This is a genomic window from Pseudomonas sp. B15(2017) (assembly GCF_002113215.1).
Taxonomy (GTDB): Bacteria; Pseudomonadota; Gammaproteobacteria; order Pseudomonadales; family Pseudomonadaceae; genus Aquipseudomonas.
Genome location: NZ_NEJZ01000004.1, coordinates 166,055 through 188,420 on the forward strand (window position 1 = coordinate 166,055; position 22,366 = coordinate 188,420).

The following is a 22,366-nucleotide window of genomic DNA, read 5'->3' on the forward strand; positions in this document are numbered from 1 at the left end:
CCTTCCCACAATGTTTTCAGGTTGTCCGTCGGAAGCACGCTCTCTAGTCTTCGGTTGTCGCAGAAAACTCTGTGATTGGGTGTGAGAACCCAGGCAAGCGAGTGTTATTCAAACGTCAGTCCGACCATAATTGCCGCCAGCATTCCTGCTGCCTGTAATTGATTTATGGCGGCTGTGTGCGGGCAGACTTCGGTCTGGCCGGAATCTCCTTGCCCGGTTTCTCACCCCGCACATAGCTGCCACCTCTTCGCCGCGTGAGAACGGCATTTGGTGGCTTCAAGTCAGCAAGGAGTTAATCAATGAACAAGGTTGTCCCCGATCCACCCTTCGAAACACCCACCCCCCTCGAAGAAGCCATGCGCGCCGAAGACCTCGCCCGCAACCGCGAAGCCATCAAACGCGCCCTCGACTATTACCTGTGCCCCAACCCTTCCAAACCGCGCCCGAGCACGATGTATATGGTCACGCCCAACGTCGACACCGAAAGCCTGTTGGTCAATGCCTGCGAATCCCTGGCCTCGGCCAGTACGATCGCGAGCAATTTCGCCAATGAACTCAGCGGTTCGCAGCGCAGTACGGCGCTCGGCATCCAGCAGATCATCATGCTGGCCGAGCTTGCGGTGAACCGGGCGCTGGATCGGGTTGATCCGCGAGCCTGACGACCGAGTCATCGTTCATTGCGGGCAAGCCCGCTCCCACAGGATCGTGCGCGATTTCAATAAATCCACAGAACGGGAGCTGGCTTGCCAGCGATGACGGCAGAGCTGACAACACAAATCCCGGGCATAAAAAAACCGGCGATCATTTTCTGATCGCCGGTTTTTCATTCAGCCGTCACTCAATCACTGCATCAACACTTCAATCGAACCATCGGCGGTCAGGCTGACCTGGCTGGTGCCGGCTTCGACCTCAGGCGTCACGGGTGCTGAATCCATGCCCGCCGCTTTCATCATCATCGGGGCGCGCATGTACGGTTGCGGGTAGCCGTTGCTGTTGAGGTTCAGGTTGACGATTTTGTAACCCTTGCCGCCCAGGGCGTCGGTGGCCAGTTGGGCGCGGGCCTTGAAGGCGGTGACGGCTTCTTTCAGCAGTTTGTCTTCGCTGGCCTTGCGGGTCGGGTCGGCGATGGCGAAGTCCATGCCGCCCATTTTCAGTTCGGTCAGCAACTCGCCGGTGAGTTTGGACAGGGCGGCGAAGTCGGTGCTTTCCAGGCGCAGTTCGGCGCGTTCGCGCCAGCCGGTGATTTTCTGGCCCTTGGTGTCGTAGATCGGGTAGCTGTTGCGGCTGCCCTGGCGCAGGGTGATGTCTTTGACCTGCTTGGCCTGGGCCAGGGCCTTGTTCATGGTGGTGCTGACGTCGGCGGCGAGTTTGGCCGGGTCGGTGTTCTGTTCTTCGGTGTAGAGGGTCACGATCATCAGGTCGCGGGCCACTTCCTGGCTGACTTCGGCACGCAGGGAAATCTGGTTGTAGTGCAGCTCATCGGCGGCCAGGGCCGGAAGGCTGGCGACACTGCCGACGGTCAGGGCGAGAAGGGCGGCGCTGCGGCGAAATGTGTGCATGAAAGCTCCTTGATGAGGGCGCAGGTGATGGTTCGGGGCCTGCGTGAAACCATCAGACTCTAGCTTTTATGATCCGGTTCGCCCAGTTACAACTTCTATACAGATGGCCGGCAGCCGCTGCGCAGCCAATCGCGAGCAAGCTCGCTCCCACATTTGGGACGCGTTCCCCTGTGGGAGCGAGCTTGCTCGCGAAGGGGCCCTTATAGCCGCAGAAAATCTTTGCGCCATGTGGTCGTTTGCCGCACTTTCGCCTCTCAAGCGCGCGCCTTGGTTATACTCCGTGCGATCCGCCTGGAGCGCTCATCAGGAGAGCTCATGCTCGCCCCCGTACAACTGACTTCCGCCACTCGCCAGAACCTCTGGCGGCTGACTTTCATCCGCACCCTGGTGCTCGCCGCGCAGGCCGGTTCCGTGGGCCTGGCCTACTGGCTGGAATTGTTGCCGTTGCCGTGGGTGCAACTGGTGATGACCCTCGGCTGTTCGATTCTGCTGTGTGTGTTCACCGCTGTACGCCTGCGCACTTCGTGGCCGGTCACCGAGCTCGAATACGCGCTGCAACTGGCCTGCGATCTGGTTATCCACAGTGCCTTGCTGTATTTCTCCGGTGGTTCGACCAACCCGTTCGTTTCGTACTATCTGGTGCCGCTGACCATCGCTGCGGTGACGTTGCCGTGGCGTTATTCGGTGGTGCTGTCGGGCATTGCGCTGGCCTTGTACACGCTGATGCTGACGCATTTCTATCCGCTGGAAACCCTGCCGGTGGCGCGGGAGAACCTGCAGATCTACGGCATGTGGCTGAGCTTCGCGCTGGCGGCAGCGGTCATTACCTTCTTCGCCGCGCGCATGGCCGAAGAGCTTCGCCGGCAGGAAGAGTTGCGTGCGATCCGTCGCGAAGAAGGCCTGCGCGATCAGCAATTGCTGGCCGTTGCGACGCAGGCTGCCGGTGCCGCTCATGAACTGGGCACACCGCTGGCGACCATGAGCGTCTTGCTCAACGAAATGCAGCAGGATCATCACGACCCGATGCTTCAGGAAGACCTGAAAGTGCTGAAGGATCAGGTGAAACTCTGCAAGGAGACCCTGCAACAACTGGTGCGCGCCGCCGAAGCCAATCGCCGGATGGCGGTGGAGATGCAGGACGTTACCGATTGGCTCGACGAGGCGCTCAACCGCTGGCACCTGATGCGTCCGGAAGCCAGTTATCGCTTCCAGCGCCTGGGCCAGGGCCCGTTGCCGCGTGTGGCACCGCCGCCGGATCTGACCCAGGCCTTGTTGAATCTGCTGAACAACGCCGCCGATGCCTGCCCGGAAAACCTTCAGGTGACCCTGGACTGGACCGCCGAAGACCTGACCATCAGCATTCGCGATCATGGCGCTGGTGTGCCGCTGGCCATCGCCGAGCAGATCGGCAAACCGTTTTTTACCACCAAGGGCAAAGGTTTCGGCCTGGGCCTGTTTTTGAGCAAGGCCAGCGTGACACGCGCCGGCGGCTCAGTGAAACTCTATAGTCATGAGGAAGGCGGCACGCTCACCGAGCTGCGCCTGCCCCACGGCGCCCGAGGAGAGCAACATGAGTGACGAAATCCAAGTCGAAGGCGAAGAACTGCCGCATTTGCTGCTGGTCGATGACGATGCGACCTTCACCCGGGTGATGGCCCGTGCCATGGCCCGCCGTGGTTTCCGCGTCAGCACCGCCGGTTCCGCCGAGGAAGGCCTGACCATCGCCCAGGCCGATCTGCCGGACTACGCCGCGCTGGACCTGAAAATGGACGGCGACTCCGGTCTGGTCCTGCTGCCGAAGCTGCTGGAACTGGACCCGGAAATGCGCGTGGTGATCCTCACCGGTTATTCGAGCATTGCCACCGCCGTCGAAGCGATCAAGCGCGGCGCCTGCAATTACCTGTGCAAACCGGCCGACGCCGACGACGTGCTGGCAGCGCTGCTGTCCGAACACGCCGATCTCGACAGCCTGGTGCCGGAAAACCCGATGTCGGTGGATCGCCTGCAGTGGGAACACATCCAGCGCGTGCTGACCGAGCACGAAGGCAACATCTCTGCCACTGCCCGCGCCCTGGGCATGCACCGCCGCACCCTGCAGCGCAAACTGCAGAAGCGCCCGGTTCGTCGCTGAACCTGCGCTGAACGACCATCGCCAGCCCTCGCGATAAAACGCACCGATCATCTATGATCGGTGCGTGTCTGTTCTTTTCTTTATCGAGCCTTTTCCATGAATCAGAACGCTGAATATTCCGCGGTCAACGATGCTGTGCGCGGGCAGTTTTTTCGCAAGGTGTGGGCCATGACCACGCCTTATTGGCGCAGCGAAGAGAAGGGCAAGGCCTGGACGTTGCTGATCGCCGTTATCGCCCTGTCGCTGTTCAGCGTGGGCATCTCGGTGTGGCTCAACAGTTGGTACAAGGATTTCTACAACGCCCTGCAAAAGAAGGATGAGGCGGCGTTCTGGCAGTTGATCCTGTACTTCTGCGGGATTGCGACCGTGGCCATTCTCGGTGCGGTGTACCGCCAGTATCTGACGCAAATGCTCACCATCCGCTGGCGGGCGTGGCTCACCGAAAACCATTTCAAGCGCTGGCTGGGGCACAAGAACTACTACCAACTGGAGCAGGGCGGCTATACCGATAACCCTGACCAACGGATTTCCGAAGACCTCAACACGTTCACCAGCACGACCTTGAGTCTCGCCCTGGGCTTGATCCGCACAATCGTCAGCCTGGTGTCGTTCTCGATCATTCTGTGGGGCGTGTCCGGCAGCATCGAAGTTTTCGGCATCGAAATTCCGGGCTACATGTTTTGGTGTGCGCTGCTGTACGCGGCGGTCGGCAGCTGGCTGACACATTTGATCGGTCGACGTCTGATCGGCCTGAACAACCAGCAACAACGGTTCGAAGCCGACCTGCGTTTCTCCATGGTGCGGGTGCGCGAAAACGCCGAGAGCATCGCGCTGTACAACGGCGAGCCCAACGAAAACCGTCGCCTGAGCAGCCGCTTCGGTCTGGTCTGGCACAACTTCTGGGACATCATGCGAGTGTCCAAGCGCCTGACGTTCTTCACCTCGGGTTATGGCCAGATCGCAATCATCTTTCCCTTCATCGTTGCGGCCCCCCGTTACCTGTCCGGCAAGATCGAACTGGGTGAGTTGATGCAGATCAACTCGGCGTTTGGCAACGTGCAGGAGAACTTCAGCTGGTTCATCGATGCCTATGCGTCGCTGGCAGCCTGGAAAGCCACCTCCGATCGTCTGTTGAGTTTCCGGCAGGCCATGACCGATAACGAAGAGCGTTCGCCGGCCATCGATGTGCAGAATCAGGGCGATGAGCTGAAGGTTCATAACCTGGGCCTGGATCTGGCCGACGGTCGTCACCTGCTGACCAGCGCTGACATGACGGTGGAAGCGGGCGACCGCGTGATGCTCAGCGGCCGTTCCGGCAGCGGCAAGTCGACACTGCTGCGGGCAATGGGGCATCTGTGGCCGGCGGGGCACGGCAGTATTCGCTTGCCGGCGTCGCGTCATCTGTTTCTGCCGCAAAAACCGTATCTGCCGATCGGCACCCTGCGCGACGCCTTGAGTTATCCACAACCGGGCGAAACCTACGCGCCAGAGCGTTACGCACAAGTGCTGGAGACTTGCCGCTTGCCGCATCTGGTGGCGCGACTGGACGAGGCCAACCACTGGCAGCGCATGCTCTCGCCGGGCGAACAGCAACGTCTGGCCTTCGCCCGCGCGCTGCTCTATGCACCGCAATGGCTGTACATGGACGAAGCGACGTCGGCGATGGACGAAGAAGACGAAGCCACGTTGTATCAGGCGCTGATCGATCAGTTGCCGGGTCTGAGCATCGTCAGCGTCGGCCATCGCAGCAGCCTCAAGCGCTTCCATCCACGGCATGTGCGGATCGATGGCGGGCATCTGGTCGAGCAGACCGTGACCGCCTGATTTATCCGCACCTCTCTCGTGGGAGCTGGCCTGTCAGCTCCCACAGGATTTGCGTGGAAACGGAAAGTGATCGTACAACTCGCTTGAGCTATGATGCCCACAAGCCGAAATTTCGAGACAAGATGCAGACCATGGAAAACCTGATCGACACCCCGCGCCTCCCTCGCAAGCGCCGCAGCCTGGCTCAAGAACTGGTGACGGTGCTGACCGAGCAAATCCGCGACGGTCTGCTCAAGCGTGGCGACAAGTTGCCCACCGAGTCGGCGATCATGGAAGCCCATGGTGTCAGCCGCACTGTCGTGCGCGAGGCGATCTCCCGGCTACAGGCCGCAGGTCAGGTGGAAACCCGTCATGGCATCGGTACTTTCGTGCTCGACACCCCGAGCCCCAGCGGTTTCCGGATCGACCCGGCTACCGTGGTCACTCTGCGTGATGTGCTGGCGATTCTCGAATTGCGCATCAGCCTGGAAGTCGAATCCGCCGGCCTCGCCGCGCAGCGTCGCAGCACCGAACAACTGGCCGCAATGCGCGCCGCTCTCGATGCGCTGAACGAAAGCGTGGCCCATGCCAGCGATGCGGTGGCCTCGGACTTTCAATTCCACCTGCAAATCGCGCTGTCCACCGGCAATCGCTACTTCACCGACATCATGACCCACCTGGGCACCAGCATCATTCCGCGCACTCGGTTGAACTCGGCGCGCCTGGCCCATGACGATCAGCAGCACTACATGAATCGCCTGAGCCGCGAGCACGAGGAAATCTACGACGCCATCGCCCGTCAGGATTCCGATGCGGCACGCGCGGCCATGCGCCTGCACCTGACCAACAGCCGCGAACGGCTGCGTCAGGCGCACGAAGAAGCGCAGGCGCAGGGCTAAACTCTGGAAGTGCGGGAAAACGTCATACGGTGTCGACTATAGATAGCGGTAATACCTTTGATGGTTGCGTGGTTCCGTCTATCGTTGCGATGTAGCTGATTTCTGCGGACCCATTTTTGAATTGATAGTTGAAAAGGCTTCTTGAATCCAGAGAGACCTGTTCCTTTCCGGCTGCCGAGGTTGTAAATCTAGTGCCCCATGGTATAGGGGGGCTAAAGCGGTCGGGCTTGACTGCAATTGTTATGTCGATCTGTTGGTTTGCTGCTTTCCCCTCATAAAAGAAATCGAGTAGAAAAACGCCATCCAGTTTTTTGGTGTCCAGCACTCCATTTGGCGCCTGAGGTGCTTCCGCTGGGGCAAGTAGATTTAATGGGGATAATTGTAGTGTCTGCATGAGAAACTCTCCTTGGGTCGGGGTGAGTGCAATCTTTTTGTACCCCGCCAGTTGAGCTTCTTTGTGTGCCGGTGTGCCACTGTCAGAAATAACAGTGGCGACAAGCGGTCGCAATTGATCCCCCGCGCGTGATCAGGCCTCGATATATAGTCTCAACGGCTCCGAACACGGCTCCAGACTGGCCTCATCAGCAAACTTGTAGCGCAGCTCAACGGTACTGTTCAGGTACTTTTCCAGCTCGAACTTCGGGATGCTCAGTTCGATCCCGGTCAGGCCGACCATGTCATCGAGTGCTTCATCCCAGACGCCGGTCGGTTCCGACAGGCCCAGCCATTCAGGCTCTTCAGGATCAGCGCCGAGAATCGGGTACACATCCCAGTTCGGCGGTGTGTTCTGCCCGTCGGGCACCCGGACGATCAAATCGTCATCCAGAGTCGACAGCCGCAGGATGATCGAATCGCTGGCGTGGTCGGGGAATTGCGGAAGGTGTGCAGTGGCAAACGTCATGCTTCGTTCTCCTTGAAAGATCTGCCGCGATCCTTCGCGGCAGTCGTCGCACTTTACCCGGCGAATCGGTGAGGCGCGCCGGAGCAATCTTGTCCGGGCATTTCAGCTCTGGGGCAGAATCGAACGATCGACCCTGACCGCCAGCTTGCCCGGGCCGGGCCTGACGTCGAACGTCGCCCGGCCCTGAGCATCCACCGACGTGCGGGCGATGGCCACGCCGTCACGCAGCAATTGCAGCGGCGCACCTTTCAACGATTGGCCCGAGGCCAGTTCCACTTTCAATTTGATCGTCATCGAATCACTCCTTAATTCGTGTTGCCGGTTGGTTGGTAGTCCTTGAGCAGCAGGTAAGTGCTCCAGCCCCACCAATCGTCGACGGTGGTGGTGTCGTTGAGGTTGTTGACGTCCTTGCGCCGCAGGACTTTGTTGCCCTGAAGGCGGAACAGTGGCGAGAAGTTGTTGGCCGGATCCAGCACGGCTGTCAGATCCGGCAACCGTTGCAGCGCGTTGAAGGTGGTCGGCACGCTGCCGCTTGAGTACGCGGCATACACCTCGTCCGCCGAATCCTGCACTGCCTGATTCACCTGCTTTCGGTTGTCGACATCGGTGGCGTCGAAGTAGCGCTTGTCACCAAACGCACGCCATTGTTCGCCATGTCCGTTGCGTACCTTGAGGCCGAACTTGCTGTCTTCATCGTGCATGAAGCGAGTGATGAGCGAACCCAGGTCGCTCGGCGTCACTGCTGCGGCCATGGCCTTGCGCGGCACCCGCAGATGCCCGGAGGAGAACAGGTCGGTGAGGTAGTGATCGGCGAACGCGTTCATCGCGTAGGCCCGTTCCAGTTGCAGTTCGTCCTGACTGGCGTGGGCGGCAGCGGCGACTTGCAGGGCGGCGGTATGCCCGGCGATGTAGGCCTGACGTGCCCATTCGCCGAAGTGGTCGGCGTTGTTCGCTGCCAGTTTCAGATAGCGCCCGAGCGGGAAGAGGGCCGAGACAAAGCTGCCGCCACCGGTGATCTTGTTCCACTCTTCCGACAACGTATCTCCCAAGGCGTCATAGGCCTCATGGGGTTGCTTGCCGTCCTTGATCGCCTGGTTAACCGCGTCGATCTCTTTTTGCATGATCGCGAGAATCTGTACCGCTTCGGCCTTTGAAGCCGGCAGCGCGGCGAGGGTGTCGAAGGCTGCCGTGAAGCGTTGCAAGCGATCCGCCGGTGTCGCGCCTTCATTGATCGGACGGTCGACGACACCGTAGAAATCTCCTCCCAGCGCCAGTACCTGGCCGTAGGTCAGTGCCGATCCATTTGGCAGATGCAAGGGCACGTTTTGCGCAAGAAGCGGCTCGGCATTTTCTCCGAAACGCAGCCGTGTGTTATCGCCGATAGCCGTGTGTTCCGCGCCCTCGAAGCGTAACTGCGGTTTGCCTTTCAAGGCTTGAGCGGGCAGGGCGGTCGCAGGTTCGACATCGCTGTGCGAGTCGGCGATATGCAGCAACAGATGCGGATTTTCGGTACTGAAAGCGATGCCGTCGGAGGTGAAAAGATCATTGAACCGGGCGATGACCGGCGTGGGTTTTTCCAGGCATTTTGTTTGTAGACCGGACATTTCTTTCTCCTTGATATGTCATCGGTGAGTTTTTATTTAACTGTATGCATATACAGTCAAATCCACTCTAGACGAGAAATTTCCTACGTCAAAAAGAAATCCTGTCCGACAAAAATGCCTGCCAGCGATGAAATGCAGTTGACGGTTATCTTTTAAGTTGTACGATGACCTACAACTTCGGCGAAGGCTGAACGGTCCACTCACAAAAAACGTTGCTACCAGGGTGTTCGAATAATGAATCCACAAGAACTGAAGTCCATCCTCTCCGCCGGCCTGCTGTCGTTCCCGGTGACCGATTTCAATGCTCAGGGCGATTTCAACCGCGCTGGCTACATCAAACGCCTGGAATGGCTGGCCCCGTACGGTGCTTCAGCCCTGTTCGCCGCCGGTGGCACCGGTGAATTTTTCTCCCTCGCTGCCAGCGAATACTCGGAAATCATCAAGACTGCCGTCGACACCTGCGCCAGCAGCGTGCCGATCCTCGCCGGTGTCGGCGGCTCGACCCGCCAGGCCATCGAATACGCTCAGGAAGCCGAGCGTCTGGGCGCCAAAGGTCTGTTGCTGCTGCCGCACTACCTGACCGAAGCCAGCCAGGACGGCGTTGCCGCTCACGTTGAATCCGTGTGCAAATCGGTCAACATCGGCGTGGTTGTGTACAACCGCAACGTCTGCCGCCTGACCGCGCCGCTGCTGGAACGTCTGGCCGAACGTTGCCCGAATCTGATCGGTTACAAGGATGGTCTGGGCGATATCGAACTGATGGTGTCGATCCGTCGCCGTCTCGGCGATCGCTTCAGTTACCTGGGTGGTCTGCCGACCGCCGAAGTCTACGCTGCGGCCTACAAGGCCCTGGGCGTGCCGGTTTATTCCTCGGCGGTGTTCAACTTCATTCCGAAAACCGCGATGGAGTTCTACCACGCCATCGCCCGCGAAGATCACGCCACCGTCGGCAAGATCATCGACGACTTCTTCCTGCCATACCTGGACATCCGCAACCGCAAGGCCGGCTACGCCGTGAGCATCGTCAAGGCAGGCGCCAAGATCGCCGGCTATGACGCAGGCCCGGTGCGGGCGCCGCTGACCGACCTGACCCGCGAAGAGTACGAAATGCTCGCCGCGCTGATCGACAAGCAAGGTGCGCAGTAACCCAACCCTATAAACAAGGCCGCTGAGCGATCAGCGGCCTTTTGCGTCAGGAGAATGATTCGTGACCAAGCGCTATGACAACTACATCAACGGTGAATGGGTCGCCGGCAACGATTACTCGGTCAACATCAACCCGTCCGAGCTGAGCGACACTATCGGCGATTACGCCAAGGCTGACCTTGCTCAGGTCAACGCCGCCATCGACGCCGCGCGCGCCGCGTTCCCGGCGTGGTCGACTTCGGGGATTCAGGCCCGTCATGACTCGCTGGACAAAGTCGGCACCGAAATTCTCGCCCGTCGTGAAGAACTCGGCACCCTGCTGGCCCGGGAAGAGGGCAAGACCCTGCCGGAAGCTATCGGTGAAGTGACCCGCGCCGGCAACATCTTCAAGTTCTTCGCGGGTGAATGCCTGCGTCTTTCCGGCGACTACGTGCCGTCGGTGCGTCCGGGCGTCAACGTTGAAGTGACCCGCGAAGCCCTCGGCGTGGTCGGCCTGATCACCCCGTGGAACTTCCCGATTGCCATCCCGTCGTGGAAAATCGCCCCGGCCCTGGCCTACGGCAACTGCGTAGTGTTGAAACCGGCGGATCTGGTGCCGGGTTGCGCCTGGGCACTGGCCGAAATCATCTCCCGCGCAGGCTTCCCGGCCGGTGTGTTCAACCTGGTGATGGGCAGCGGTCGCGTGGTGGGGGAAGCGCTGGTCAACAGCCCGAAGGTCGACGGCATCAGCTTCACCGGCTCTGTCGGTGTGGGCCGTCAGATCGCGGTCAACTGCGTGTCGCGCCAGGCCAAGGTTCAGCTGGAGATGGGCGGCAAGAACCCGCAGATCATTCTCGACGACGCCGACCTCAAGCAAGCGGTCGAGCTGTCGGTGCAGAGCGCTTTCTACTCCACCGGCCAGCGTTGCACGGCATCGAGCCGACTGATCGTCACCGCCGGGATTCACGACAAGTTCGTCGATGCCATGGCCGAGCGCATGAAGTCGATCAAGGTCGGTCACGCGCTGAAGGCCGGCACCGACATCGGCCCGGTGGTCTCGCAGGCACAGCTTGAGCAGGACCTGAAATACATCGACATCGGCCAGTCCGAAGGTGCGCGCGTGGTCAGCGGCGGTGGTCTTGTGACTTGCGACACCGAGGGCTACTTCCTCGCGCCGACTCTGTTTGCCGACAGCGAAGCGTCTATGCGCATCAGCCGCGAAGAGATCTTCGGCCCGGTGGCCAATATCGTCCGCGTGGCCGATTACGAGGCGGCACTGGCCATGGCCAACGACACTGAATTCGGTCTGTCGGCGGGTATCGCCACCACGTCGCTGAAGTACGCCAACCACTTCAAGCGTCATTCGCAGGCCGGGATGGTGATGGTCAACCTGCCGACCGCCGGTGTCGATTACCACGTTCCGTTCGGTGGCCGTAAGGGTTCATCCTATGGCTCACGTGAGCAAGGCCGCTATGCGCAGGAGTTCTACACGGTCGTGAAGACCAGCTACATCGGTTCCTGATAGACGCACTATCTGTGGGAGCTGGCTTGCCAGCGAAAGCATCACCTCGGTGTGACAGACATTCCGGGGCGCCTGCATCGCGGGCAAGCCCGGCTCCCACAACGCAAGACCAAAGAAGATTCACCCGCGCATAAAAATAATCAGTGGGAGTACATCTACATGCAATCGTCCAAGCCGACTCACGTCCGCTATTTGATCCTGCTCATGCTGTTTCTGGTGACCACGATCAACTACGCCGACCGCGCCACCATCGCGATCGCCGGCTCCAGTCTGCAAAAAGACCTCGGCATCGACGCGGTCACCCTCGGCTACATCTTCTCTGCATTCGGTTGGGCCTACGTGGCCGGGCAAATTCCCGGTGGCTGGCTGCTCGATCGCTTCGGCTCGAAAAAAGTCTATGCCCTGAGCATCTTCACCTGGTCGCTGTTCACTGTGCTGCAAGGCTTCGTCGGTGAGTTCGGCATGTCCACGGCCGTTGTGGCGCTGTTTATGTTGCGCTTCCTCGTGGGGTTGGCCGAGGCGCCTTCGTTCCCCGGCAACGCGCGCATTGTGGCGGCCTGGTTCCCGACCGCGGAACGCGGCACCGCTTCGGCAATCTTCAACTCGGCGCAGTACTTTGCGACGGTGTTGTTCGCGCCGCTGATGGGATGGATCGTGTTCACCTTCGGCTGGGAGCATGTGTTCATCGTCATGGGCCTGCTCGGCATCGTGTTCTCGCTGGTCTGGCTCAAGATTATCCACAGCCCGCGCCAGCACCCGATGGCCAACGAAGCGGAAGTGAAGTTCATCGCCGACAACGGCGGCATGGTCGACATGGACCAGAAACAAGGCAAAAAGGCTGACGGCCCGAAATGGGATTACATCCGCCAGTTGCTGACCAATCGCATGATGCTCGGCGTTTACCTGGGCCAGTACTGCATCAACGGCATTACCTATTTCTTCCTGACCTGGTTCCCGGTGTACCTGGTGCAAGAGCGCGGCATGACCATCCTCAAGGCCGGTTTCATTGCCTCGTTGCCGGCGATCTGCGGTTTTATCGGCGGTGTTCTCGGCGGGGTGATTTCCGATTACCTGCTGCGCAAGGGCCACTCGCTGACCTTCGCCCGCAAGGCGCCGATCATTGCCGGTCTGCTGGTGTCGAGCAGCATCGTGGCCTGCAACTATGTCGACGTTGAATGGATGGTAGTCGGCTTCATGGCCCTCGCGTTCTTCGGCAAAGGCGTCGGCGCGCTGGGCTGGGCGGTGGTGTCCGACACCTCGCCGAAACAGATCGCCGGTCTGAGCGGTGGCCTGTTCAACACCTTTGGCAACATCGCGTCGATCACCACCCCGATCGTCATCGGCTACATCATCAGCTCCACCGGTTCGTTCAAGTGGGCGCTGGTGTTTGTCGGCGCCAACGCGCTGGTGGCGGTGTTCAGCTATCTGGTGATCGTCGGCCCGATCAAGCGTGTGGTACTCAAAGAGCCGCCAACCAGTGGCGGTTCCGAAATCACCGGTAAATTGTCTCAAGCGCATTCCTGAGGAGCGGCGTCATGCAGCTGATTGAACATTCCGACTCGCCGCGCTACATCCGCCTGCACGAGCGGGACAACGTAGTGGTCGTGGTCAATGACCAGGGCGTTCCGGCCGGCACCGCTTTCGCCGATGGCCTGGTGACGGTGGATTTCGTGCCGCAGAGTCACAAGGTCAGCCTGGTGGACATCCCCGAGGGCGGCACGGTGATTCGTTACGGCCAGATCATTGGCTACGCGTTGCAGCCGATTCCCCGTGGCAGTTGGGTCAAGGAAGATCAATTGCGCATGCCGACCGCGCCGCCGCTGGACAGCCTTCCGCTGTCCACCGATGTGCCGGCCGCCCAGGCGCCGCTGGAAGGCTTCACATTCGAGGGGTATCGCAATGCCGACGGCACCGTCGGCACGCGCAACATCCTCGGGATCACCACCACCGTGCAGTGCGTCACCGGGGTACTGGATCACGCGGTCAGACGCATCAAGGATGAACTGTTGCCGAAGTATCCACATGTCGATGACGTGGTGGCGCTGACCCACAGTTACGGTTGCGGCGTGGCGATCACGGCCACCGACGCCTACATCCCGATCCGTACCGTGCGCAATCTGGCGCGCAACCCGAACCTCGGTGGCGAGGCGCTGGTGATCAGCCTGGGCTGCGAGAAACTGCAGGCCGGTCAGGTCATGCACGAAGACGATGCGTCGGTGGATCTGAGCGAGCCTTGGCTGTATCGCTTGCAGGATTCCAGTCACGGTTTCACCGAGATGATCGAACAGATCATGCAACTGGCCGAAACCCGCTTGAAGAAACTCGACCAGCGCCGCCGGGAAACCGTGCCGGCGTCCGAGCTGATCCTCGGCATGCAATGCGGCGGCAGCGATGCGTTTTCCGGGATCACCGCCAACCCGGCGCTGGGTTACGCCTCCGACTTGCTGCTGCGGGCGGGGGCGACGGTGATGTTTTCCGAAGTCACCGAAGTGCGCGACGCGATTTACCTGCTGACCTCACGGGCGCAGAGCAAAACCGTTGCCGAGGAACTGGTGCGCGAGATGGACTGGTACGACCGATACCTGGCCAAGGGCGAGGCGGATCGCAGCGCCAACACCACGCCGGGCAACAAGAAGGGCGGGTTGTCGAACATTGTCGAGAAGTCGTTGGGCTCGATCGTGAAGTCCGGCAGCAGTGCGATCAGCGGCGTGCTCGGCCCGGGGGAACGCTTCAAGCAGAAGGGGTTGGTTTTCTGTGCGACGCCGGCGAGTGATTTTGTCTGCGGCACGTTGCAACTGGCGGCGGGGATGAACCTGCATGTGTTCACCACCGGACGTGGTACGCCTTATGGTCTGGCCATGGCGCCGGTGGTGAAGGTTTCGACCCGTACCGAACTGGCGCAGCGCTGGCCGGATCTGATCGACATCGATGCCGGGCGGATTGCTACCGGACGCGCGTCCATCGAAGAGTTGGGCTGGGAGCTGTTCCACTACTACCTGGATGTGGCGAGCGGCAAGCAGCAGACGTGGGCGGAGAAGCACAAGCTGCATAACGACATTACGTTGTTCAATCCGGCGCCGATCACTTGATCTGCTTGAGGGGTGTTGATCGTTCCCACGCTCCGCGTGGGAATGCAGCCCGGGACGCTCCGCGTCCCAACAGCGTGACGCGGAGCGTCACAGGAGACGTTACCACGCAGAGCGTGGGAACGATCAGGGTGAAAGTGGCTTATCATTGGCCCCCTGACGACGCTCACCTCCAAGGCTCCCCGGCATGCTGGCTATCTTCCTCGAAACCTTGAACATCACCGCGCCGGTGTTTGCCATGCTGTTTCTCGGTGTGCTGCTCAAGCGCATCGACTGGATCAACGACAACTTCATCCACACGGCTTCGTCATTGGTGTTCAACGTCACCATGCCGGCGCTGCTGTTTCTCGGCATCCTGCATGCCGACCTGCACGCCGCGCTGCAACCGGCGCTGCTGATCTATTTCGCACTGGCCACGCTGGTCAGTTTTGCCGTGGCCTGGGGCTGGGCGATTTTTCGCTGTCCGCGCGAAGATCGTGGCATCTACACCCAAGGCGCGTTTCGCGGCAACAACGGGGTGATCGGCCTGGCGCTGGCGGCGAGCATGTACGGCGACTACGGAATTTCCCTCGGGGCGATTCTCGCGGCGCTGGTGATCCTGTTCTACAACACCCTGTCGACCATCGTGCTGGCGGTGTACAGCCCGGTGATCAAGTCCGATCCGTGGAGCATCTGCAAAAGCGTGGTCAGCAATCCGCTGATCATCAGCGTGATCGCAGCGGCACCGTTCGCTTATTTCAAGATCGGTCTGCCGGGCTGGCTGGAAACCTCCGGTCAGTACCTGGCGCAGACCACGCTGCCGCTGGCCCTGATCTGCATCGGCGGTACGCTGTCGCTGGCGGCGCTGCGCAAGAGCGGCAACATGGCGCTCAGTTCGAGTCTGGTGAAGATGATCGGCCTGCCGGTGATCGCCACGCTGGGTGCATGGCTGTGGGGCTTTCGCGGGGCGGAGCTGGGGATTCTGTTTCTGTACTTCGGCAGCCCGACCGCCGCCGCCAGTTTCGTCATGGCCCGTGCCGCGCAGGGCAACCATGAACTGGCGGCGGCGATCATCGTGCTGACCACGTTGATGGCGGCGATCACCACCAACATCGGGATCTTCTTCTTGCAGTGGGGCGGGTGGATCTAGCCCGAGACCGGGCTTGATCTTTCGGGCCTCTTCGCGAACAGGCCCGTCAATCAGGGTTTCTGGTAGGTATCGATCACTTCCTGCGCCGCGCGGAACGCATCGATTGCCGCCGGCACGCCGGCGTACACCGCGCAATGCAGCAGCGCTTCGCGGATCTCATCGACCGTGCAGCCGTTGTTCAGCGCACCACGCACATGCCCCTTCAACTCCTGCGGACACTTCAGCGCGGTCAGTGCGGCAAGAGTGATCAGGCTGCGGGTTTTCAGCGGCAGGCCTTCGCGATTCCACACGCCGCCCCAAGCGTGTTCGTTGACGAAATCCTGCAACGGTTGAGTGAATTCGGTGGCGTTGCCCAGCGCGCGGTCGACAAACGCGTCGCCCATTACCTGACGGCGGACTTCAACCCCGGATTTCTTCGATTCGGTCATGGCACATCCCTCTTGTGGTGTTGGCGGCGCCAGGCGCGTACGGACGTAAAAAACAGAAACGTCAGCAGCGTCGGCAGCACATAAAACAGCATCAACCGTTCAAGCTTGCCGGCCAGTGGCATGCCGGTGGTGAACGACACCACGTGCAGCCCGTAAGCCAGATACAAACCAAGCAGCAACAGGCCTTCAGCCCGAGTCACGCGATAACCGGAATAGAACACCGGAAGGCACAGCGCCGCGACGCCGAGCATCACCGGCAGGTCGAAATCCAGTGCGTTCGGCGAGACCGACAGCGGCGTCGGCGCGATCAGTGCGGTGAGGCCCAGCACCCCAAGCAGATTAAACAGGTTGGCACCGATCACGTTGCCCACGGCAATGTCCCGCTGGCCGCGCAGCGCGGCGATCAGTGAGGTGGCGAGCTCCGGCAGCGAGGTGCCGACCGCGACCACGGTCAGACCGATCACCCGTTCGGAGAATCCCAGGTCGGTGGCCACGACCACGGCTGCACCCAGCAGCAGGTGCCCGGCGAACACCAGCATGCCCAGACCGCCGACGATCATCAGCAGGCTGGTAAACCACGGCGCCTGCGGATCGTGCGGTTGATCGGAATGCGGTCGGGTCGAGTGCCGCGACTGGCGCAGCAACAACCCGAGGTAAAGCCCCAGGGCGCCAAGCAGCAGTACGCCGTCGAGGCGCCCGAGCTCTTCATTCCATGCCAGCACGAACACCAGCAGGCTGGCGCCGATCATCAACGGGATGTCGAGGCGCACCAGTTGCCGCGACACCCGCAGCGGAATGATCAGCGCCGACAGGCCGAGGGTGACAAGAATGTTGAAAATACTGCTGCCGATCACGCTGCTGACGGCGATGTCCGGTGTGTGCGCCTGCACGGCCTGCAGGCTGACGGCCATTTGTGGAGCGCTGCTGCCGAGGGCAACGATGGTCAGGCCGATGATCAGCGGTCGTACATGCAGGCGCGCGGCCAGACGCACGGCGGCGCGCACCATCAGTTCGGCGCCGGCGATCAGCAGGAACAGCCCGCTGAGCAATTCGATCACGCTGATCAGGGGTAAGTCGGTCAATCCGAAAATGGTGGGCGCTCCATCAGTCGTCGAGAGCCTGGACCCGAACACGGGCGGTTCCACTGCGCAGCATACCGAGCTGTTCGGCCGCCGCACGTGAAACATCGATCAGGCGGCCACGGGTGTGCGGGCCGCGGTCGTTGATGCGGACCACGACGGATTCATCGTTTTTCAGGTTGGTGACCTTCACCCGTGTGCCGAACGGTAACTGGCGGTGGGCCGCGGTCAGGGAATTCTGGTTGAACGCTTCGCCGCTGGCGGTGCGTTTACCGTGGTGCTTGGCACCGTAATAGGAGGCGACGCCGGTCTGGTCGTAACCGTGCGGGTCGATGGTGTCGGTGCTGGCGCAACCGGCTAGCAAAGAGAGCAGGGCGCAGGCGCCGAGCAGACGTTTCATTCAAAAGCTCCCAAATAACAATGTGGGAGCGAGCTTGCTCGCGAAGAAGCCGTCACATTCAGCATCAATGTTGAATGTCACGACGCCTTCGCGGGCAAGTCGGAGCGCCGAACCGCCACTCCCACAGGGAATGGAGCCAGGCTTTGGATCTGGCTCCATTGTGGTCAGCCTTCGAGCTTGCTTTTCAGCAGTTCGTTCACTTGCTGCGGGTTGGCCTTGCCTTTGGAGGCTTTCATGGCCTGACCGACGAAGAAGCCGAACATCTTGCCGCGCTTGGCTTCGTCTGCCGCACGGTATTGCTCGACCTGCTCGGCGTTGGCCGCGAGCATTTCGTCCAGTACCGCCGAGATTGCACCGGTGTCGGTGACTTGCTTCAGACCGCGCTTCTCGATGATCTCGTCCGCGCTGCCTTCACCGTTGGCCATCGCTTCGAACACCACCTTGGCGATCTTGCCGGAGATGGTGTTGTCCTTGATGCGCTGCAGCATGCCGCCCAGTTGCTCGGCCGAAACCGGCGAATCCTCGATGTCCAGGTTCTGCTTGTTGAGCAGGCTGCCCAACTCGACCATCACCCAGTTCGCCGCCAGTTTGGCGTCGCCGCCGATGCTGGCGACCTTCTCGAAGTAGTCCGCCTGCTCACGGCTGGTGGCCAGCACGTTGGCGTCGTAGGCCGACAGACCGAACGCAGTCTGGAAGCGCTCGCGTTTCTGCGGTGGCAGTTCCGGCAGGGTGGCGCGCACGTCGTTGAGGAACGAGTCCTCGATGACCACCGGCAGCAGGTCCGGATCGGGGAAGTAACGGTAGTCGTTGGCTTCCTCTTTGCTGCGCATCGGACGGGTCTCGTCCTTGTTCGGATCGTACAGACGGGTCTGCTGGATCACTTTGCCGCCGTCTTCGATCAGGTCGATCTGACGCTGGATTTCGGAGTTGATTGCCTTCTCGATGAAGCGGAACGAGTTGACGTTCTTGATCTCGCAGCGGGTGCCGAATTCAACCTGGCCTTTGGGACGCACCGACACGTTGCAGTCGCAACGCAGCGAGCCTTCGGCCATGTTGCCGTCGCAGATGCCCAGGTAACGCACCAGCGCGTGGATCGCCTTGACGTAGGCCACGGCTTCCTTGGCGCTGCGCATGTCAGGTTCGGACACGATTTCCAGCAGCGGCGTGCCGGCACGGTTCAGGTCGATGCCGGTGGCACCGCTGAATTCTTCGTGCAGGCTCTTGCCGGCGTCTTCTTCCAGGTGCGCGCGGGTGATGCCGACGCGTTTGACCGTGCCGTCTTCCAGGGCGATGTCCAGGTGGCCCTTGCCGACGATCGGCAATTCCATCTGGCTGATCTGGTAGCCCTTCGGCAGATCCGGGTAGAAGTAGTTTTTACGGGCGAACACGTTGCGCTGGCCGATCTCGGCGTCAATCGCCAGACCGAACATCACCGCCATGCGCACGGCTTCCTGATTCAGTACCGGCAGGGTGCCGGGCATGCCCAGGTCGATCAGGCTGGCCTGGGTGTTCGGCTCGGAACCGAAAGTGGTGGAACTACCGGAAAAGATTTTCGACCGGGTGGTGAGCTGGGTGTGAATCTCCAGCCCGATCACGACTTCCCATTGCATGTGTGTCTCCTCAGAAGCCGGTTGGGGTGCGGGTGTGCCAGTCAGTGTTCAGCTGATACTGGTGCGCAACGTTGAGCAAGCGGCCTTCCTGGAAATACGGAGCGAGCAGTTGCACGCCGACCGGCAGACCATCGACAAAACCGGCCGGCATCGACAGGCCCGGCAGGCCTGCGAGGTTAGCGGTGATGGTGTAGACGTCTTCCAGGTAGGCAGCGACCGGGTCGCTGTTCTTGGCGCCGAGTTTCCAGGCCGGGTTTGGCGTGGTCGGGCCGAGGATGATGTCGACTTCGTTAAATGCGCTCATGAAGTCGTTCTTCACCAGGCGACGGATCTTCTGCGCTTTCAGGTAGTAGGCGTCGTAGTAACCGGCGGACAGCGCGTAGGCACCGACCATGATCCGGCGCTGGACTTCAGCCCCGAAGCCTTCGCCACGCGAGCGCTTGTACAGGTCTTCCAGGTTCTTCGGGTCTTCGCAGCGGTGGCCGAAGCGCACGCCGTCGAAACGCGACAGGTTGGAGGACGCTTCTGCCGGGGCGATCACGTAGTACGCAGGAATCGCGTGCTGCATGTTCGGCAGGCTGATTTCCTTGATCACGGCACCGAGCTTCTGCAGCTCTTTGATGCTGTTCTGGATCAGGTCGGCGATGCGCGGGTCGAGACCGGCGCCGAAGTATTCCTTCGGCACGCCGATGCGCAGCCCTTGCAGCGAACCGTTCAGGCCGGCGGTGTAGTCCGGCACTGGCTCATCGATGCTGGTGGAGTCGTTCGGATCGAAGCCGGCCATACCTTGCAACAAAATCGCGCAGTCTTCGGCGGTGCGAGCCAGAGGGCCACCCTGATCGAGGCTGGAGGCGTAAGCGATCATGCCCCAGCGCGACACCCGACCGTAGGTCGGCTTCAGGCCGGTGAGGTTGGTGAACGCGGCCGGTTGGCGGATCGAACCGCCGGTGTCGGTGGCCGTGGCAGCCGGTAGCAGACGAGCGGCAACTGCTGCCGCCGAACCACCGGACGAACCGCCCGGCACGTGTTCCAGGTTCCACGGGTTTTTCACCGCGCCGTACCAGCTCGACTCGTTGGCCGAACCCATGGCGAATTCGTCCATGTTGGTCTTGCCCAGAGTCACGGTGCCGGCGGCGGCCAGCTTCGACACCACGGTGGCGTCGTACGGGGCCTTGAAGTTGTCGAGCATCCTCGAGCCGCAACTGGTGCGGATGCCCTGGGTGCAGAACAGGTCTTTGTGGGCGATCGGCGCACCGAGCAGCGCGCCGCTCTCACCATTGGCCCGGCGCACGTCGGCGGCTTTGGCCTGCTCGAGGGCCAGCTCTTCGGTGAGGCTGATGAAACTGTTGAGCTGCGGATCGAGCTGGGTAATGCGCGCCAGCAGGACTTTGGTCAGTTCTTCGGAAGAAAACTTTTTATCGGCGAGACCGCGGGCGATCTCGGCCAGAGTCAATTGATGCATTGCAGGCTCTTTCCCTTTAGTCGATGACTTTCGGAACCAGGTACAGGCCGTTTTCGACCGCTGGTGCGATGGACTGATAAGCCTCGCGGTTATTGCTTTCGGTCACGACGTCGGCGCGCAGGCGCTGACTGGCTTCCAGCGGGTGGGCCAGCGGCTCGATACCGTCGGTATCGACCGCCTGCATTTCGTCGACCAGCCCGAGAATGCTGTTGAGGGCCGAAGTGATATGTGGAAGATCGGCGTCATTAAGGCCAAGGCTGGCCAGATGAGCGATTTTTTCCACGTCGGAGCGTTCTAGCGCCATCGGGTTTCTCCAGTGGAAAACAGGACGGACGGCGTCCGTGTGTTAGATTGTCGGAACACTACCGCACTTCTACGGTCATAAGGCCGCGATTGTGGGGCTTGGTGCACAGAAAAGCGGCCAATTTAACATATTGGCGCCTTGCCCAAAATCCCTGTCGTTGTTAGAGTTTGCCGCACTTTTTTACCCACGCGTTGCCTAGGGTCCCTTTCCCATGTTCAAGAAACTGCGTGGCATGTTTTCCAGCGATCTTTCCATTGACCTGGGCACTGCCAACACCCTTATTTACGTGCGCGAGCGCGGCATCGTCCTGAATGAGCCATCGGTTGTGGCCATTCGGACACACGGTAACCAGAAAAGTGTCGTCGCTGTCGGCACCGAGGCCAAGCGCATGCTCGGTCGTACGCCGGGCAACATTGCTGCCATTCGTCCGATGAAGGACGGCGTGATCGCCGACTTCAGCGTCTGCGAAAAGATGCTGCAATACTTTATCAACAAGGTTCACGAAAACAGCTTTCTGCAGCCCAGCCCTCGTGTGCTGATCTGCGTTCCATGCAAGTCCACCCAGGTTGAGCGTCGTGCCATCCGTGAATCGGCCCTTGGCGCCGGTGCCCGTGAAGTGTTCCTGATCGAAGAACCAATGGCCGCTGCAATCGGTGCCGGCCTGCCGGTTGAAGAAGCTCGCGGTTCGATGGTCGTGGATATCGGTGGTGGTACTACCGAAATCGCGCTGATCTCCCTGAACGGTGTGGTCTATGCCGAATCCGTACGCGTTGGCGGCGACCGCTTCGACGAAGCGATCATCACCTACGTGCGCCGCAACTACGGCAGCCTGATCGGCGAATCCACCGCCGAGCGCATCAAGCAGGAAATCGGCACAGCCTACCCGGGCGGCGAAGTTCGCGAAGTCGACGTTCGCGGTCGCAACCTGGCCGAAGGCGTTCCACGCGCATTCACCCTGAACTCCAACGAAGTGCTGGAAGCTCTGCAAGAGTCCTTGGCAACTATCGTTCAGGCCGTGAAAAGTGCTCTTGAGCAATCGCCGCCGGAACTGGCTTCCGACATCGCCGAGCGTGGCCTGGTGCTGACCGGTGGTGGCGCGCTGCTGCGTGACCTCGACAAGCTGCTGGCTCAGGAAACCGGTCTGCCGGTGATCGTTGCCGAAGATCCGCTGACCTGCGTCGCTCGCGGCGGTGGCCGTGCATTGGAAATGATGGACAAGCACACCATGGACCTGCTCTCCAGCGAATAATCGCCGGGTGCAATACGTGGGTGAGCGCGCAGGCAGCACTTTGCAGTGCTGCCTGTTGGCGTTTATCTTCTGTCA

The 22,366-nt window shown here is 60.8% G+C and carries 22 protein-coding genes; 11 read left to right on the forward strand and 11 right to left on the reverse strand.

The window, feature by feature from the left end; all coding sequences use genetic code 11:
- Window positions 1-299 precede the first annotated feature (299 nt).
- Complete coding sequence (locus tag CAF73_RS08475; RefSeq protein ID WP_085702457.1) at window positions 300-659, forward strand: DUF6124 family protein; 360 nt, start codon at window positions 300-302, stop codon at window positions 657-659.
- A gap of 183 nt (window positions 660-842) precedes the next feature.
- Here CAF73_RS08475 and CAF73_RS08480 read toward each other — a convergent pair whose 3' ends face one another.
- The gene (locus CAF73_RS08480) at window positions 843-1,559 is read right to left on the reverse strand and encodes an SIMPL domain-containing protein (RefSeq protein WP_085702458.1); all 717 of its coding nucleotides are present in this window, start codon (window positions 1,557-1,559) and stop codon (window positions 843-845) included.
- A 315-nt stretch (window positions 1,560-1,874) separates the two neighbouring features.
- On the opposite strand from CAF73_RS08480, the gene CAF73_RS08485 reads away from it, so the two are divergent.
- The 4 genes from CAF73_RS08485 to CAF73_RS08500 all read left to right on the forward strand — a co-directional run bounded on the left by CAF73_RS08485 (window position 1,875) and on the right by CAF73_RS08500 (window position 6,392).
- The gene (locus tag CAF73_RS08485) at window positions 1,875-3,137 is read left to right on the forward strand and encodes an ATP-binding protein (RefSeq protein ID WP_085698432.1); all 1,263 of its coding nucleotides are present in this window, start codon (window positions 1,875-1,877) and stop codon (window positions 3,135-3,137) included.
- Window positions 3,130-3,690, forward strand: coding sequence for a response regulator transcription factor (locus CAF73_RS08490; RefSeq protein ID WP_003221630.1), 561 nt, complete (start codon window positions 3,130-3,132; stop codon window positions 3,688-3,690). The genes CAF73_RS08485 and CAF73_RS08490 overlap by 8 nt, the downstream gene beginning before the upstream one ends.
- Before the next feature lie 96 nt (window positions 3,691-3,786).
- Window positions 3,787-5,514 carry an ABC transporter ATP-binding protein/permease gene (locus CAF73_RS08495; RefSeq protein WP_085702459.1) on the forward strand — a complete coding sequence of 576 codons (1,728 nt, stop codon included), beginning with the start codon at window positions 3,787-3,789 and terminating at the stop codon, window positions 5,512-5,514.
- A 131-nt stretch (window positions 5,515-5,645) separates the two neighbouring features.
- Complete coding sequence (locus CAF73_RS08500; protein WP_176247715.1) at window positions 5,646-6,392, forward strand: FadR/GntR family transcriptional regulator; 747 nt, start codon at window positions 5,646-5,648, stop codon at window positions 6,390-6,392.
- A 22-nt stretch (window positions 6,393-6,414) separates the two neighbouring features.
- Here the strand turns inward: CAF73_RS08500 and CAF73_RS08505 are convergent, their stop codons facing one another.
- The 4 genes from CAF73_RS08505 to CAF73_RS08520 form a co-directional block, all read right to left on the reverse strand.
- Complete coding sequence (locus tag CAF73_RS08505) at window positions 6,415-6,786, reverse strand: hypothetical protein (protein ID WP_085698434.1); 372 nt, start codon at window positions 6,784-6,786, stop codon at window positions 6,415-6,417.
- Between the two features lie 132 nt (window positions 6,787-6,918).
- The gene (locus CAF73_RS08510) at window positions 6,919-7,293 is read right to left on the reverse strand and encodes a hypothetical protein (protein ID WP_085702460.1); all 375 of its coding nucleotides are present in this window, start codon (window positions 7,291-7,293) and stop codon (window positions 6,919-6,921) included.
- Window positions 7,294-7,395: 102 nt separating this feature from the next.
- Window positions 7,396-7,587 (reverse strand): hypothetical protein, encoded by a 192-nt coding sequence (locus CAF73_RS08515; protein WP_085702461.1) that lies wholly within the window; start codon window positions 7,585-7,587, stop codon window positions 7,396-7,398.
- 11 nt (window positions 7,588-7,598) lie between these two features.
- Window positions 7,599-8,897: a phospholipase gene (locus CAF73_RS08520; protein WP_085702462.1), complete on the reverse strand. Its 1,299-nt coding sequence runs from the start codon at window positions 8,895-8,897 to the stop codon at window positions 7,599-7,601.
- A 234-nt stretch (window positions 8,898-9,131) separates the two neighbouring features.
- Here CAF73_RS08520 and kdgD point away from each other — a divergent pair, with 234 nt between their 5' ends.
- The 5 genes from kdgD to CAF73_RS08545 all read left to right on the forward strand — a co-directional run bounded on the left by kdgD (window position 9,132) and on the right by CAF73_RS08545 (window position 15,759).
- A complete protein-coding gene (gene kdgD / locus CAF73_RS08525) occupies window positions 9,132-10,043 on the forward strand; it encodes a 5-dehydro-4-deoxyglucarate dehydratase (RefSeq protein WP_085702463.1) in 912 nt (303 codons plus the stop codon).
- 61 nt (window positions 10,044-10,104) lie between these two features.
- On the forward strand, window positions 10,105-11,544 hold the full coding sequence (locus CAF73_RS08530) for an aldehyde dehydrogenase family protein (protein ID WP_085698439.1): 1,440 nt from the start codon (window positions 10,105-10,107) through the stop codon (window positions 11,542-11,544).
- 159 nt (window positions 11,545-11,703) lie between these two features.
- The gene (locus tag CAF73_RS08535) at window positions 11,704-13,068 is read left to right on the forward strand and encodes an MFS transporter (protein WP_085698440.1); all 1,365 of its coding nucleotides are present in this window, start codon (window positions 11,704-11,706) and stop codon (window positions 13,066-13,068) included.
- A gap of 11 nt (window positions 13,069-13,079) precedes the next feature.
- The gene (gene garD, locus CAF73_RS08540) at window positions 13,080-14,633 is read left to right on the forward strand and encodes a galactarate dehydratase (protein ID WP_085702464.1); all 1,554 of its coding nucleotides are present in this window, start codon (window positions 13,080-13,082) and stop codon (window positions 14,631-14,633) included.
- Window positions 14,634-14,817: 184 nt separating this feature from the next.
- Window positions 14,818-15,759 carry an AEC family transporter gene (locus tag CAF73_RS08545; RefSeq protein ID WP_085702465.1) on the forward strand — a complete coding sequence of 314 codons (942 nt, stop codon included), beginning with the start codon at window positions 14,818-14,820 and terminating at the stop codon, window positions 15,757-15,759.
- Window positions 15,760-15,809: 50 nt separating this feature from the next.
- On the opposite strand, the gene CAF73_RS08550 is transcribed toward CAF73_RS08545, so the two are convergent.
- From CAF73_RS08550 to gatC, 6 genes are all read right to left on the reverse strand, one after another.
- On the reverse strand, window positions 15,810-16,187 hold the full coding sequence (locus CAF73_RS08550; RefSeq protein ID WP_085698443.1) for a carboxymuconolactone decarboxylase family protein: 378 nt from the start codon (window positions 16,185-16,187) through the stop codon (window positions 15,810-15,812).
- Window positions 16,184-17,245 carry a calcium/sodium antiporter gene (locus tag CAF73_RS08555; protein WP_085698566.1) on the reverse strand — a complete coding sequence of 354 codons (1,062 nt, stop codon included), beginning with the start codon at window positions 17,243-17,245 and terminating at the stop codon, window positions 16,184-16,186. The genes CAF73_RS08550 and CAF73_RS08555 overlap by 4 nt, the downstream gene beginning before the upstream one ends.
- Before the next feature lie 46 nt (window positions 17,246-17,291).
- Entirely contained in the window at window positions 17,292-17,666 is a 375-nt protein-coding gene (locus CAF73_RS08560; RefSeq protein WP_039769262.1) for a septal ring lytic transglycosylase RlpA family protein, read from the reverse strand.
- 164 nt (window positions 17,667-17,830) lie between these two features.
- Complete coding sequence (gatB, locus tag CAF73_RS08565; protein ID WP_085698444.1) at window positions 17,831-19,276, reverse strand: Asp-tRNA(Asn)/Glu-tRNA(Gln) amidotransferase subunit GatB; 1,446 nt, start codon at window positions 19,274-19,276, stop codon at window positions 17,831-17,833.
- A 10-nt stretch (window positions 19,277-19,286) separates the two neighbouring features.
- A complete protein-coding gene (gatA, locus tag CAF73_RS08570; RefSeq protein WP_085698445.1) occupies window positions 19,287-20,738 on the reverse strand; it encodes an Asp-tRNA(Asn)/Glu-tRNA(Gln) amidotransferase subunit GatA in 1,452 nt (483 codons plus the stop codon).
- 16 nt (window positions 20,739-20,754) lie between these two features.
- The gene (gatC, locus tag CAF73_RS08575; RefSeq protein ID WP_085698446.1) at window positions 20,755-21,042 is read right to left on the reverse strand and encodes an Asp-tRNA(Asn)/Glu-tRNA(Gln) amidotransferase subunit GatC; all 288 of its coding nucleotides are present in this window, start codon (window positions 21,040-21,042) and stop codon (window positions 20,755-20,757) included.
- Between the two features lie 211 nt (window positions 21,043-21,253).
- Between gatC and mreB the strand changes: the two genes are divergently transcribed.
- Window positions 21,254-22,291, forward strand: a complete 1,038-nt coding sequence (gene mreB / locus CAF73_RS08580) for a rod shape-determining protein MreB (protein ID WP_002555108.1) — start codon at window positions 21,254-21,256, stop codon at window positions 22,289-22,291.
- Window positions 22,292-22,366: the final 75 nt, after the last annotated feature.